The sequence below is a fragment of the Candidimonas nitroreducens genome, assembly GCF_002209565.1.
GTDB lineage: Bacteria > Pseudomonadota > Gammaproteobacteria > Burkholderiales > Burkholderiaceae_B > Candidimonas > Candidimonas nitroreducens.
Window position 1 is genome coordinate 37,603 of record NZ_NJIH01000012.1, and the last position, 13,281, is coordinate 50,883.

Here is a 13,281-nt window from a genome sequence, read left to right on the forward strand (position 1 = left end):
TATCCCTCGCGGCACGGACGGGCCCCGCGCGCACTTGCGTCAGGCCGAACCCATCTTGCAGCCCAGCAGGCCCACCGGAGGCAGATAATCGGCGCCGTTGATGACGTCGACGATATCGAACAGATCGGCCTTGTTCTTCATGTCGGCAGGCTTCTTGCCGCGCACGATGGGGAAGTTCACCACGCCCTGGTGGTCTGCGCCGCGGAACCAGACGTCGCCCACCGGGCCCTGGCGCTTCTCGCCCTTCTCGTAGGCCTTGATGACCTCGGGCGTATAGAAGGTGCCCGCCCGCTCGATGGCGTCAGCCCACAATGCCGTATTCAGATACGCAATGTAGGCGGAATCGTGAGGCTTCTCGTTGAACTTCTTCTCGAAGGCCGCGACGAAATCCTTGGCGATCGGGTAGCGGTCTTCCAGCGTCCACCAGAAACCCATCGAACCGTATACGCCCTGCATCACCTCGGCGCCAACTTCCTCGCCCAGGAACGGAGACATGTAGGGCACCACCAGCTTCATCTTGTCGAGTATGCCGAACTGCTTGGCCTGCTTGACCGAATTGGCGGCGTCCGCGCCGTAGTCGATCACCACCAGCGTGTCGGCGCCGCTGTTGGCGATGTTGATCAGGTACGAGCTATAGTCTTTGGCGCCCAGCGGGTGAACCTGCTGGCCGACGGTCTTCCAGCCTTCTTTCTCGGTGAATTCCTTCATCGAGTCGTAGGTGGTGTGGCCGTAGGTGTAGTCGGGCACCAGGTAGACCGCCTTGCGGTTCTTGCCCAGCGACTTGGCCAGCACCGGCGAGATCGCCTTGGCCGCCATGTAGGCGAAGTAGCACAGGCGGAAGCCATAGCGCTGGCAGTCCACGCCGGTGGTTTCGTTCGAGCCGCTGATGGCCGCCAGATACAGGGTTTTTTCGCGGTTGCAAACTTTTTGCAGGGCAATGGCCACGGCGCTGCTGACGCTGCCCGAGATCATCATAGCCTTGTTCTCGTGGATGAAGCGGGTGGCCGCCTGCACCGCCGAATTGGGCTTGGTCTCGGCGTCGATGACGCCCAGCTTCACGGTCTTGCCCAGAATGCCCTTCTTGGTCAGCGGGGAAATCTTCTTGATTTCGGGAGCGCCGGCATTGAGCTGCTCGGCGGCCAATTCATAGCCCTTGCGCTCGTCCGCGCCTTCGGCCGAATACGGGCCGGTCAGGTCGACGGTCAGGCCCACGAACACGGAGTCGCCGCTGACGCCCGCAGGGTAATTGCCCACGGCCGGATACTTGTCGGCCGCCATGGCTACGCCCGACAGCCCCGGCAGCAGTGTGCCGCCCGCGGCCGCGCCCAGCCCCATCTTGAGTACTGAACGGCGGTCGATGCCGGCCGCTTGCTTGTTCCCCTCGTTACTGTCAGCCATCCTATTCTCCTTTATGCGCGTATGCACGATTCGATTGCTCTTGGCAGAAGCCGGCGCGACGGCCGACACAGGGACGGTGCCGCCCTGGCGTGCTACGCTTACGCCCGCCAGGACGACTCGCCCGAGCGGCCCGATCAGGGCCAAATATCAGGCGGGTTTCCGTCCGGCGTATATGTACACAGAGCGTCTTACGTGAATCTTACATATGGTCGCAACTATGCCGTGCCGGGCGGGGTCGAAGCCCGCGGCGCCGCATAAGGCTTGAAGGAAGGACATCGGGCTCGATCAGCGTAGGGGATTTCCCTGAAACGACGGGCCCGGGCGCCTGGCGGGTGCATTGCGCCACGCCCGTGAACAACTTCACACAGGTTTGAAGAAGGTTGCCCAAGCCGTTGATTTTCATGTCTCAACTACATATTTCAAGTCACAAATGAAGCGTCGATCACAGTTCAATTTGTCACATCCATGCCGGAAATTGTCTGCTACCCTACACATACCGCCACACAGGCGAAGGTGCCATGAAACAGCACCGGTGCAGCGGGTTCCAGGGTGCGCGTCAAACGCCCTGCAGGCCTGAAGCCCAGAACAGGTAGCCTACATAAGCTTAGAACAGATACCCATTTAGGCAATCCGCCAAGCCAATATAAACTGACCGCACACCACCTCGCCCGCACACTTTCGATCCGGGCAAAAATTCTTACCATGCCGCTGCCGGCGGCATTTCTAAATCGGCCCGCTGCGGGCCACAACGGACGGCTCTCTGCGAAGCGCAACGGGTTCCCGTCCAACAAACCGTAAAGCCGTCCCAAAGACCGGCACCACTTATAAGGAGAACTGTCATGAACGACATCGTCGATACCTTTTTGGCCCAAGCGCTGAAAATCGCGGCCCAATACGAAGGTGGCCAAGTCGCCTTCGCCGACCTCACGGGGCTCGTGGACGAATTTGCCGCGACACTAGCCGAACAGCTCTCGGATCTGCCGGAATCGCAACGCCCGTCCGTTACCTCGGCCCTGGAAAGCCGTCTCGAAGGCGGCATCAAAGAGCTGGCACCGGACAGCCGCGCGGCACAGGCACTCGGTGAGCTGCTGCAATCGCTGAATCGCACGCCCATATATTGACATTGACCCACCGCCCCCGGGAAGCCTGAGCTCCAGGCGCCCGCCATTCCACCGACGCTGCGGCCGCCGCCGCAGCGCTCCTCTTCGCCTCGCTCGCGCATTCCTCCTACCTGATCTCCTGCCACGACGCCTGACCGCCGCAACGAATATGCCGGCGCCGCTGCCACCATCGCAAACGGCGATGGAGTCCATCGCGGAAACACCCTTATGAGGGGCCGGCGATCCCGCTAGACTTTTCCATGTGCCTCGCCACGCCTGCCGCTACGGCCTGCAGCGCGGAACGAGATTCAATAGCTGCGCCCGGCGAATCCAAAGGGTAGCGGCACACACGGAGACATACCCATGATCCAGCCCACACGCCGCCGCATGCTCGGTGCGGCTCTCGCGATTGCTTGTGCAGCCGGCTGCGGACAGGCGCGCGCCGCATATCCCGACCACCCCATACGCCTGATCGTGCCCAGCTCGCCTGGCTCCACGCTCGATCTGGTGGCGCGCACGTATGCGCCCACTCTCAGCGCCGGACTCGGGCAGCCCATCGTCATCGAGAACAAAGCGGGGGCCTCGGGCATTACCGGCACACGCGAAGTGGCAAGCTCCAGCCCAGACGGCTATACCCTGGGCATGGTGTCATCCAACCATGCGGTCAATCCCAGCCTGCACAAGCACCTGCCCTATGATTCGGTCAAGGGCATCACACCCATCAGCATCATCGGCACTACGCCGCTGGTACTGGTCGTCCCCGGCAAGTCCCAGTACAAGACCGTGGGCCAACTGATCGCCGCCGCCCGGGCGCACCCCGGCAAGATCAACTATGGCTCTGCAGGCACGGGAACCGCCCTGCACCTGGCCGCGCTGCTGTTCGCCTCGAAGACCAATCTGGACATGGTGCATATCCCATACAAGGGCGGCAACCCCCTGATCACCGACCTGATCTCGGGCCAGATCGATTTCGCCTTCCTCGGTACACCTTCGGTCATCGCACAGGTCAAGGCCGGAACGCTGCGGGCGCTGGCCGTGACCACGCTACGGCGCTCGGCGCTTTTGCCCGCCGTTCCCACTTTGGACGAATCGGGCCTGAAAGGCTACGACTACGATCCGTGGATCGCGTTGATCGGCCCGCCCCGGCTCTCACCCGCCCTGACCCACAAGCTGCAGCAGCATCTGCACCAGGCCTTGAGCCGCAAGGACGTGCAGAAACAGTTCGACGTCCAGGGTTTCGTCGCCTCGGGCGGCACGCCCGAACAGGCCCTGGCGACGTTCAAGCGGGACATCGAATCCAGCGCCGCCTTGCTGAAAGCGGAGCACATCCATACAGTGGATTGAACCGGCGCCTCCACGCCAGGCGCCTATACTGGCGGCTTGTCCCGCTAGATCCGGCCCATGAACGGCCGCAGAGGAAAGCCACGGTGTGGAAAGTCGATCCCATGTCGCTGCACCTGTTCGTCGTGGTATGCGAACAGGGCAGTATCGCCCAGGCAGCACAGCGCGAGGCCATGTCGGCCGCGGCCATCAGCAAGCGCATTGCCGACATTGAAAAAGATATAGGCACCCCGCTGCTGTCGCGCAGCCAGCGCGGCGTGGTGCCAACCGCGGCTGGAGAAGTGCTGCTGCGCAATGCCCGCAGCCTGACCAGCCAGATCAACAAGTTGCAATGCGAACTGAGCGAATATGCCAGCGGTATCCAAGGTCATGTCCGGCTGCTGGCTAACGTATCGGCCATTAGCGAGTTCGTGCCTGAAGATCTGACCGCCTTCTTCAAGAAATATGAACGCATACGGGTCGATCTCGAAGAACGCGTAAGCCCCGAAATCGCCCAGGGAGTGGCGGATGGCGCCGCGGATCTGGGCATATGCCGGGATTTCGTGCCCACGGAAGGCCTGCAGGTGATTCCCTATCGCACGGATCACTTCGCGGTCGTGGTGCACGATGCCCATCCCTTGGCCGGGCGCACCTCTCTGCGCTTTGATGAAACCCTGCACTATGACCAGATCGGCCTGTCGCCCAATGCTTCGGTCAATGTGCTGATGACGCGCATCGCGGCGGAACAAGGCGTGGAATTGCGCTACCGCACCCATATCACCACTTTCGATGCGGCCTGCCGTTTCGTGCAGGCGGGGCTGGCCGTGGCCGTGCTGCCCATTGAGGTGGCATGCCGCTACACTGCGGCCTACGGGCTGAAAGCGATACCGCTGGAAGATGCCTGGGCGACGCGACGCTTCATCATCTGCTGCCGTCGATCAGACAGCCTGTCGATCCCGGCGCGACGCCTGCTCGACCACCTGATCGAACGCATGCCGGCATCGCCGGCGGCCAGGCCCCGCTCATACTGAGGGATCGTACGGGCGGACAGGCACCGCATCGCTCCGGCCCTGGGACGCCATCGCCGATCGCGATGGACTCCATCGCCGGAAAACGCTTATGCCCGGCCGTGTGCACCGCTAGACTGTATGCCATACCCGATACGCCGAGGATTGCCATCATGGCCCAGAACAGACCCTGCGTCGTCGTCCAGGAAGTGGGATTGCGCGACGGCCTGCAAAGCATTGCACAGACGTTGCCCACGGCAGACAAGCTGCACTGGGTCGACGCGGCCTATGCGGCCGGTGTGCGCCACATGGAAGTAGCCTCGTTCGTACCCGCCCGCCTGCTGCCCCAGATGGCCGACGCCGCGCGTGTCGTAGCGCACGCGAAAACCCTGCCCGGGCTCGTCGTGACCTCGCTCGCGCCCAATCTGCGCGGAGCCGTCGATGCCCTGCAAGCAGGCGCCGATCGCGTCGTGGCCCCGATCTCTGTCAGCCACGCCCACAGCCTGGCCAACGTGCATCGCACACCCGAAGAGATGGTCGCCGAATTCGGCAGGATGCGCGCCCAGCTTGCCGACAGCCCAACGCAACTGATAGCGGGGCTGTCGACCGTATTCGGTTGTGCCCTGCAAGGCACAGTGCCGCAGGCCGACGTGTGCCGTATCGTGACCGCTTGCCTGGACGCCGGGGCGGACACCATTGCCCTGGCCGACACCACGGGACACGCCACGCCACTGCAAGTGGGCCGGGTCATCGAGGCCGTGCGCGAAATTGCCGGCGTTCGGCTCACGGCCATGCACTTTCACGACACACGCGGCATGGGCCTGGCCAACACGGTGGTGGCGCTGGAGCACGGCATCCGCGAATTCGATGCCACCGTGGCCGGACTGGGAGGCTGCCCGCACGCCCCGGGCGCCACCGGCAACGTCGCGGCCGAAGACCTGGTCTTCATGCTCGAGAACATGGGCTACGATACAGGTATCGACTTGGCCCGGCTCGTGGCTGTGCGCGACATCCCGGCCCGCGCCCTGCCGCAAGAACCCCTGTACGGCAGCATCGCGCGCGCCGGCATACCCGCAACCTATCCCTATCAGCCCTGAGACTGCCGTACGCATCATGGATCACGCTTCCCCGCAAGACGACACCCCCTCCGACCTTCCGTTGCAAGGCATACGTGTGGTGGAAATGACCCATATGGTCATGGGCCCCACCTGCGGCATGATATTGGGCGACCTGGGCGCCGAAGTCATCAAGGTCGAACCGCCCGGGGGCGATCGCACACGCACGCTGCTGGGCGCGGGCTCGGGTTTTTTCCGCACCTTCAACCGCAACAAGAAAAGTATCGCCCTGGATCTCGCCAGCCCCGCGGGCATCGAAGCGATGCACAGGCTCATTGAAACCGCCGATGTTTTCGTCGAGAACTTCAAGCCCGGCCGCATGGCATCCATGGGGCTGGACTACACCACGCTCAAGCAGCGCAACCCCGGCCTCATCTATGTGTCGCACAAAGGCTTCCTGCAGGGCCCCTACGAAAAGCGCCTGGCCCTGGACGAGGTAGTGCAGATGATGGCCGGCCTGGCCTACATGACGGGCCCGGTGGGCCGGCCGCTGCGCGCCGGCAGTTCGGTCAACGACATCATGGGCGGCATGTTCGGTGCCCTGGGGGTGATCGCCGCGCTATTCCAGCGCACCCGCAGCCACCGCGGGCGCGAAGTGCAAAGCGCGCTGTTCGAGAACTGCGTGCTGCTGTCGGCCCAGCACATGCAGCAATACGCCGTCACCGGCCAGGCGGCGGCCCCCATGCCCGAGCGCATCAGCGCCTGGGGCATCTACGACATCTTCGAGCTGGCCGGCGGCGAGCAGATGTTCATCGCCGCCACGGGCGACGCTCAGTGGCGCACCCTGTGCGACATCATCGGGCGCGCCGACCTGCGCGCCGACCCGCGCCTGGGCAGCAACAACGACCGCGTGCTGGCGCGCGACTGGCTCATACCCGAACTGCGCGGCACGCTGCAGCATTTCGACGCGACCACGCTGGCCCGTGTCTTCGAGGAAAAAAGCGTGCCCTTCGCCCCCATCACCCGGCCCGAGCAACTGTTCGACGACCCGCACCTGCTCGCCAGCGGCGGGCTGGGCCGCCAGGAACTGGAAGACGGTACCGACACCCCCGTGCCCCTGCTGCCGATCTCGCTGGACGGCACACGCCTGCAGCCGCGCATGCCGATCGCGCGCATCGGCCAGCACACCGCCGAAGTACTGCGCGAACTGGGTTATGCGGAATCGCAGATCAACGAGCTGCTGCCCACCCGGCACCCTGCATGAGCAGGGGGCATGGCGGGCGGCGGGCGCTGACTTGATGCCTCAATAGGCGCTGTAGCTCAATAGACGCTGTAGGTGCGCTCGCAAGTCTTGCCCAGGTTGGCCTGGATGACCGCCGCGTCCTGTGTGTCGGTTTTTCCGTCGCGGAACTCGGGGGTCAGGAAGTCATATACGCTGGACAAGCCCCAATCACGCGCGATCTGCCTCCAGTTGTTCAGATCCTCGGCATTGACGACACGGTCGATGTTGCCATCGCCCGGACAATCAGGGTTGGAAGCCAGCATATTGTCGAGCTTGGCGCGCAAATCCGTGCGGACGGCTTCCAGCTGGGCATCCGACGTAGGCAGCAGGTTGCGATCTTCGGTATCGAGCAGCGGCGTCGGCGCAGCCTGGTTGACTTCGTAGAGTTCTTCGCTGGAGACTTTCTTGGGGCCGTCGGAAGCCGGGTCGTAGTCCACGCTGGTGTTGACCACCAATTTGTAGCGCTCGTTGCGGATCGCCACGGTAGACTCGGGCACCAGGGCAAGATGGCTCTGGCGGGGGTTCGCCTTGTAGCGCGCCTCGTTCACGTCGGCGCATGTCGCGTATCCCGCGCCGGGGGGATTGGTGGGGATTACCGACGCGTCGTCGTAGCCCGCGCCCCAATACACGCCCTGGTTGTCTTCGCACACGCTCTTGGATGTCGGGATGACGGTGCACGCCGTGCTCATTACGCAAGGGCCGTTGCGGCCGCCGTTGGCCTGTTCGTTCAAGCCGCCCATAGTGAAATTGATGGTGCGCAGGCTGCCCTGGCCCGGATTGGTCAGGTAGGGCAGGATGCCGACCGAATCGATGGTGTGCGGCACTTCTTTGTGCGCGTCCAGCCCGGCCAGCTCGCCGAAGAACTGGAACAGATCGACCATATTGACCATATGATCGACTTCGCGGTCGGGCTCGGCCACTTGCGGCCCGGCAATGATAAGCGGATCCCACACCCCGGTCTGGTAAGCCGAGCCCTTGGCCCGCGTGGGATCGAAAGGCAGCTTGACGGCGGCGGCCAAAGAACCGTTGTCGCCGACAATGGCTATGACGGTATTCGACGCCTTGGGGTCGTAATCGAGGCTGCCATCGTCCTTGTACTTGGCAATGCCGGTCTCGACCAGCAGGCGGCCGAACTCGGTATCCAGCGCCTCGGTCATGCGATCCTGGATAATGCGCTGATCCAGTACGCCGCGCGGGCCGTCGTCCGTGCAACTGAGTTCATCGAGCGGGCTTATGCCGCCAGGGGCCAAGGGCACCAGCCGTTTGGGGGGCTGCTGCCAAGGGGTGTGAGCCGCGCTGTAGCTGACCGTGGCCATCCAGGGCTTGCCGGCGGGGCGCGACTTGATCCATTCGATGGCGGCATCGGTTTCGATCGTGGTTCGATAGCCCCGCGCCCGCGAGTCCGACAACTTCACGACCTCGGTCTTGCCCTTCTCGATGATGACCAGCGGCGAGACGTAATAAGCATTCAGGACATTGAAATCGAGATACGCGGGCGGCGTGCCGCAAGTTTCGTTGGGCACCAGCAGGCCACCCGAGGCCACGCATTGCAGGCCTGCCGCGTCCTGGTCGGGCGCCGTGCGGGCCATGGCCGTGCAACTGCCGTCAGGCTGATAGCAGGCGCCGCTTTTGGCTCCGCCGGCTTTTTCGCCCGGAATAAACCCGCACATGTGCGTGCCCGCCTTGTCGTAGCCGCCTACTGTCTTGTCATTCGACCCGGGCAGTCCGCCGATCCAGCCATAAAAGTAGTCCCACCCGAGCACGCTGGGCAGGGAGTTTTCGGCCTGGTCGTTTTCGGGGCCGCCCAGGTGGAACTTGCCGAACATCCCGCTTTCATACCCCGCCCGCTTGAGCAACTTGGGCACGGTAACCTCGTAAGGCGACAAGTGAGAGTTGGCAAGATCTTGCGGCCCGATTGCCTGGTAGATGCCGGTGCGAAACGGATACCGGCCGACGAACATGGCGGCCCGGCCCGGAGAACATTCCGGCATGGACCACGTATTGCGGAAACGCACCCCGGCATGGGCAACCGCATTTATATTGGGAAGAATGGGCCACATATCGCCGCCGTAGCCGAAGACCTTCATCTGGTCGATACCGACGTCGTCCATGACGACGAACAGGATGTTGGGGGCCTGCGCCGTATCATTGCCTGAAACATTGCTGTCGCTGCTATCGCAGCCGGCAAGAACAAGGGCAGCCAAACCCGCCGCGACTCGGGCCGGAACTGTGGTCTTCAAGGCTATTCTCCCGTTATGTGGCGGGATCGTACGTAGCGAACCGCCATTCGAATTGCTAAGGAGCGTAACAGAATTTCTTGTCAGCAAAGTAACAAATTCTTTGCAATTGGAATGCGGCTACACAGCAAAACTGTTCAATAAGGATGCCGGCCCGCAGCCTTCTACAGCATCCAGTCTATGGGCAGCGCGGATAGCGTATCCACCCCAAGCCGCAGCCAGAAGCTCGTGCCCGGCTCGGTGTCGTAGACCACGATCTTCTTGCCTTTGTGCTCCACCCATTGCAGCTTGCCCTGCGGGCTCAGCCGCACGCGGTAGGCGCGCACCAGCACGCTGCCGCCCAGGGCCTCCGGGATGGCGCGCGCCATGTCGGCACTGTCGATCACGAAACCCATTTCCGTGTTCAGCGTGGCCGAACGCGGATCGAAGTTGAATGAACCGATGAATATGCGCGAACGATCGACCGATATCGTCTTGGCGTGCAGGCTCGAGGCCGATCTGCCGGTCAGGTTGCGGTAGCGCGGCTGCGGGGTCGAGAACTCGCGCTTCATCTCGAACAGCCTCACCCCGGCGCGCAGCAGCGGTTTGCGCCATTTGGCATAGCCGGCGTGAACCACCGCCACGTCGGTAGCCTCCAGGGAATTGGTCAGAATCGTGACCTTCACGCCCCTGCGCGCCAGGTCTTCGAAATAGCGCGCCCCCGCCGCAGTGGGAACGAAATAAGGCGACACGAGCTGCATCTCATGTTTCGGCGTGCCCAGAATCCGCTCGAGCTTGGCCGCCATCAACTCGTTGGGCGGAGCCTGCCCCAGCCCCTTGGCCGGGTCGTCGCTGACCATGTGCGTGACCGCCCACTCGAACGGCGCACGATGGTCGCGCAACTGCTCCGGCAGGCGCAGACGCGCCAAGGTCTTCAGATACGCCTGTCCCACCGGCTCGCTGCGCGCCTGCGCGGCATGGCTCTCGAGTGCCGCGATCGCCCCCGGGCCGGCTGGCGGCAGGATGCAGCCGACCGGATACGCCGAGGCGCTCGACCAGTACCGGTCGAAATCGTGCGACACCGTCTTGACCACCGGCCCTATGGCCATGACATCCAGGTCGACGAACAGGAAATCCTGGCCGCCCCCGAAATATTCGTCGCCGATATTACGCCCGCCTATGATCGTGGCCTGGTTGTCGGCTGTGAAGGATTTGTTGTGCATACGCCGGTTCAGGCGCTGGAAATCAGTCACATAATCCAGGAAACGCCAGTGGCGGTGCAGGAACGGATTGAACAGCCGCACCTGGATGTTGGGCTGCGCGGCCAGCGCGGCCAGGACGCCGTCGAGATCGCCGGCCTCGTTGTCGTCCAGCAGCAGGCGCACGCGCACGCCGCGCTGGGCGGCGCGGCGCACAGCGTCGAACAGCAGAGTGCCCGCGACATCGTCATGCCAGATGTAGGACTGCACGTCCAGCGAGCGCTGCGCCGTGCGCACCAGCCACAGGCGCGTGGCGAACGCAGCCGGCCCGGCGGCCAGTGCGATCACCCCCGATTTGCCTGGGTGCTGGCGCACCAGCGGTGTGAAGGCCCGGCCCAGAACGGTGTCCTGCGTGTGCTGCAGCGCCGTGGACTGGCGGCGCCCCTGCAGGCTGGGCAATTGCGCGCAGCCCGCCAGCAAAGCTACCAGCAGCAGGCACGCGCCGCACCGGGCGGGCCGGAACAGCCGGCGCAGATCAGGGCCCGTCCGATTCGGGCGTGTCTATCGAGACCGGGTCGCTGGCGGGAAAGGTTTCTTCCAGGCCCTCGTCCAGCGGCCCCTGCTCGCCGGAGGCCGCAGGCCGGCGCGCCGCGGTGTCGCGCCGCGAGCTTCTACCTACGAGCTGCACTGGATCGCTGGCGGGAAAAGTGTCGTCCAGCGCATCGTCGAGCCGATGTTCGAGCCCGTCGTTGCCGCCCGGGAACGGCGTGCCCTCTATGGCATTGTCCTGGTTCTGACTCATATCTCGTTCCTCCGATGTTCGTCCTTGCATTGCCGCCGGTGCGAGGCGGCGCACCGCAGCCGCAAGCCGCAGCAATCACTATATCCAGATCCACCGGCTCGCGTCACCTTATCGACTACCTTACCGCGTTGTCCGCCACCCCGCTCCCGCGCAATGGCAACAGGATGTTCAACCGCCCCTGCGCATGCCTTTGCCGCCGAACCCGTACCGCTACAATTGCCGCATGAAATTGCGCCTGCTGTTACTGAGCCTTCTGGCCATGATCGCCTATTGGTACTGGGTCGGCCGTACGGCCGGGCCCGCCGGTTGGCGCGAAGGCCTGCGCCGCGCCTACCGCAGCCTGGCGCTGGGCATCTGCGTATATTTCTTGTCGCTGCTGATCATGGTGCTGTACCTGTTCGCAAGCGGTTCCTGAAGCCGCCGGCCGGCCTGGCCGGCCCCGCTGCGGCATCACTGCGCGCGGCACTTTCATCACGTTTGAAATACCCGTCACATCGGCTGAACGGCGCTTGCGCGAAGCAGCAAAATGAAATGTAATACCCTTTACAAGTACTTGCGATCCGTACCGGCGCAGCCCGGCACCGCGCAAGTCTGCCGATGCAACATTTCAGCTGAGCACCATGCGCAGTCTTTTTCTTTCGGGCATCAAATTGCTGGCCGCCGGCGCATTGCTGGCCTGCAGCCAGGGCTCGATGGCATCCACGACCGAATGGCCGGCGTCCCCGTCGCGGCTGGTATTGCCTTCCCCGTACGGCACGCTGCAGGTCAAGACCACCGACTACATCTACGAGTCGCACCTGCTGCTCGACGGCAAAGAAGTCCAGCCGCACATGGTGGGCTTGTTGAACATCCCCTACGCCTTTACACTACCCGGCAAGCTGTCGGCGCTGATATCCGTCAACAGCGGCAGCAGCGTCTGCCCCGTGCAATACCGCTGGGTCACGCTGTACAAAGGCGGCTACCATGTCTCCCGCCCATTCGGCTCTTGCTCGAGCCAGATCAAAGTCTCGGCGATCGGCCGGCGGTTCGAACTGGCAACGCCCAGCAAGGCCGCGCCCAACAAGATCGACATCTACGTATACGACGGCCGCAATATCAAGCAGCGCGTGCGCTGAAGCCGCCGCCCCAATGTCCTGGCACCCCGGGGCCAGCCACCGCTAGCAGCTCATGGAAAAAAACACCGCCATTAAGATACGCGTCTGGGATCTGCCCACCCGCCTGTTTCATTGGGCGCTGGTAGCCTGCGTGCTGGGCTCGTTCGTCACCGTCAAGGTGGGCGGCTTGTGGATGGCCTGGCACGTGCGCTTCGGCCTGATCATACTGGGGCTCATCGTGTTTCGCATCATCTGGGGGTTTTGCGGGCCGCGCTACGCAAGGTTCACGCAGTTCGTCCATGGCCCGCGCTACGTGCTGGCTTACCTGCGCGGGATCCGTCCTCACTACGCCGGCCACAACCCCCTGGGAGCCCTATCGGTGCTGGCGCTGCTGGCCTCTTTCGGCTTCCAGGCATTCAGCGGCCTGTTCGCCAACGACGACGTCATGACGACAGGCCCGCTGGCCTACCTCAGCGATTCCCTTTCCGACACCATGACCGGCCTGCACGACATCAACCAATGGATCATGGTCGCCCTGGTCTGCCTGCACGTCGGCGCCCTGATCTGGTATCGGCGCGTGCGCGGCTTGCGGCTGGTCGGGCCCATGCTAAGCGGCGATGCGCCAATCGCTGCCCATGCCCTGGCCGAGCACCCCGCGGCAAACGACTCCTGGCGCTACAGGCTGGGCGCCCTGCTGCTGTGCGCCGTCATTGCCGCGCTGATCTGGTGGCTGCAGGGCCTGGCGCCCGCGGCCGATTTTTCCTACTGAGCAACGCGCCCCGCCGCCGCAAACCCGCTTTCCCGCGCA

General features: G+C 63.8%; 12 protein-coding genes. 8 read left to right on the top strand and 4 right to left on the bottom strand.

What is annotated here, in order from left to right:
• Window positions 1–39 precede the first annotated feature (39 nt).
• A complete protein-coding gene (locus tag CEY11_RS20040) occupies window positions 40–1,398 on the bottom strand; it encodes a substrate-binding protein (protein ID WP_088605196.1) in 1,359 nt (452 codons plus the stop codon).
• 839 nt (window positions 1,399–2,237) lie between these two features.
• On the opposite strand from CEY11_RS20040, the gene CEY11_RS20045 reads away from it, so the two are divergent.
• The 5 genes from CEY11_RS20045 to CEY11_RS20065 all read left to right on the top strand — a co-directional run bounded on the left by CEY11_RS20045 (window position 2,238) and on the right by CEY11_RS20065 (window position 7,144).
• Window positions 2,238–2,519, top strand: a complete 282-nt coding sequence (locus CEY11_RS20045; protein ID WP_088605197.1) for a hypothetical protein — start codon at window positions 2,238–2,240, stop codon at window positions 2,517–2,519.
• A 342-nt stretch (window positions 2,520–2,861) separates the two neighbouring features.
• A complete protein-coding gene (locus tag CEY11_RS20050) occupies window positions 2,862–3,842 on the top strand; it encodes a tripartite tricarboxylate transporter substrate binding protein (protein ID WP_233154996.1) in 981 nt (326 codons plus the stop codon).
• A gap of 83 nt (window positions 3,843–3,925) precedes the next feature.
• Entirely contained in the window at window positions 3,926–4,849 is a 924-nt protein-coding gene (locus CEY11_RS20055; RefSeq protein WP_088605198.1) for a LysR family transcriptional regulator, read from the top strand.
• Between the two features lie 149 nt (window positions 4,850–4,998).
• Window positions 4,999–5,922, top strand: a complete 924-nt coding sequence (locus CEY11_RS20060; protein WP_088605199.1) for a hydroxymethylglutaryl-CoA lyase — start codon at window positions 4,999–5,001, stop codon at window positions 5,920–5,922.
• 16 nt (window positions 5,923–5,938) lie between these two features.
• Window positions 5,939–7,144, top strand: coding sequence for a CaiB/BaiF CoA transferase family protein (locus CEY11_RS20065; protein ID WP_088605200.1), 1,206 nt, complete (start codon window positions 5,939–5,941; stop codon window positions 7,142–7,144).
• Between the two features lie 56 nt (window positions 7,145–7,200).
• On the opposite strand, the gene CEY11_RS20070 is transcribed toward CEY11_RS20065, so the two are convergent.
• The 3 genes from CEY11_RS20070 to CEY11_RS20080 all read right to left on the bottom strand — a co-directional run bounded on the left by CEY11_RS20070 (window position 7,201) and on the right by CEY11_RS20080 (window position 11,379).
• Window positions 7,201–9,402, bottom strand: a complete 2,202-nt coding sequence (locus CEY11_RS20070; RefSeq protein WP_088605201.1) for a sulfatase-like hydrolase/transferase — start codon at window positions 9,400–9,402, stop codon at window positions 7,201–7,203.
• A 161-nt stretch (window positions 9,403–9,563) separates the two neighbouring features.
• Window positions 9,564–11,036 carry a phospholipase D family protein gene (locus CEY11_RS20075; protein WP_233154997.1) on the bottom strand — a complete coding sequence of 491 codons (1,473 nt, stop codon included), beginning with the start codon at window positions 11,034–11,036 and terminating at the stop codon, window positions 9,564–9,566.
• 76 nt (window positions 11,037–11,112) lie between these two features.
• Window positions 11,113–11,379, bottom strand: coding sequence for a hypothetical protein (locus tag CEY11_RS20080; protein WP_088605203.1), 267 nt, complete (start codon window positions 11,377–11,379; stop codon window positions 11,113–11,115).
• Window positions 11,380–11,602: 223 nt separating this feature from the next.
• On the opposite strand from CEY11_RS20080, the gene CEY11_RS20085 reads away from it, so the two are divergent.
• From CEY11_RS20085 to CEY11_RS20095, 3 genes are all read left to right on the top strand, one after another.
• On the top strand, window positions 11,603–11,794 hold the full coding sequence (locus tag CEY11_RS20085; RefSeq protein WP_143322962.1) for a hypothetical protein: 192 nt from the start codon (window positions 11,603–11,605) through the stop codon (window positions 11,792–11,794).
• Window positions 11,795–11,999: 205 nt separating this feature from the next.
• The gene (locus CEY11_RS20090; RefSeq protein WP_088605205.1) at window positions 12,000–12,494 is read left to right on the top strand and encodes a hypothetical protein; all 495 of its coding nucleotides are present in this window, start codon (window positions 12,000–12,002) and stop codon (window positions 12,492–12,494) included.
• A 52-nt stretch (window positions 12,495–12,546) separates the two neighbouring features.
• Window positions 12,547–13,242 carry a cytochrome b/b6 domain-containing protein gene (locus CEY11_RS20095; protein ID WP_088605206.1) on the top strand — a complete coding sequence of 232 codons (696 nt, stop codon included), beginning with the start codon at window positions 12,547–12,549 and terminating at the stop codon, window positions 13,240–13,242.
• Window positions 13,243–13,281: the final 39 nt, after the last annotated feature.

What these genes read in the sequence shown, in the direction of transcription:
- CEY11_RS20060 (WP_088605199.1), top strand. Translation starts at nt 4,999, where the DNA reads ATGGCCCAGAACAGACCCTGCGTCGTCGTCCAGGAAGTGGGATTGCGC.
- CEY11_RS20090 (WP_088605205.1), top strand. Translation starts at nt 12,000, where the DNA reads ATGCGCAGTCTTTTTCTTTCGGGCATCAAATTGCTGGCCGCCGGCGCA.
- CEY11_RS20095 (WP_088605206.1), top strand. Translation starts at nt 12,547, where the DNA reads ATGGAAAAAAACACCGCCATTAAGATACGCGTCTGGGATCTGCCCACC.
- CEY11_RS20050 (WP_233154996.1), top strand. Translation starts at nt 2,862, where the DNA reads ATGATCCAGCCCACACGCCGCCGCATGCTCGGTGCGGCTCTCGCGATT.
- CEY11_RS20040 (WP_088605196.1), bottom strand. Translation starts at nt 1,398, where the DNA reads ATGGCTGACAGTAACGAGGGGAACAAGCAAGCGGCCGGCATCGACCGC.
- CEY11_RS20065 (WP_088605200.1), top strand. Translation starts at nt 5,939, where the DNA reads ATGGATCACGCTTCCCCGCAAGACGACACCCCCTCCGACCTTCCGTTG.
- CEY11_RS20045 (WP_088605197.1), top strand. Translation starts at nt 2,238, where the DNA reads ATGAACGACATCGTCGATACCTTTTTGGCCCAAGCGCTGAAAATCGCG.
- CEY11_RS20085 (WP_143322962.1), top strand. Translation starts at nt 11,603, where the DNA reads ATGAAATTGCGCCTGCTGTTACTGAGCCTTCTGGCCATGATCGCCTAT.
- CEY11_RS20080 (WP_088605203.1), bottom strand. Translation starts at nt 11,379, where the DNA reads ATGAGTCAGAACCAGGACAATGCCATAGAGGGCACGCCGTTCCCGGGC.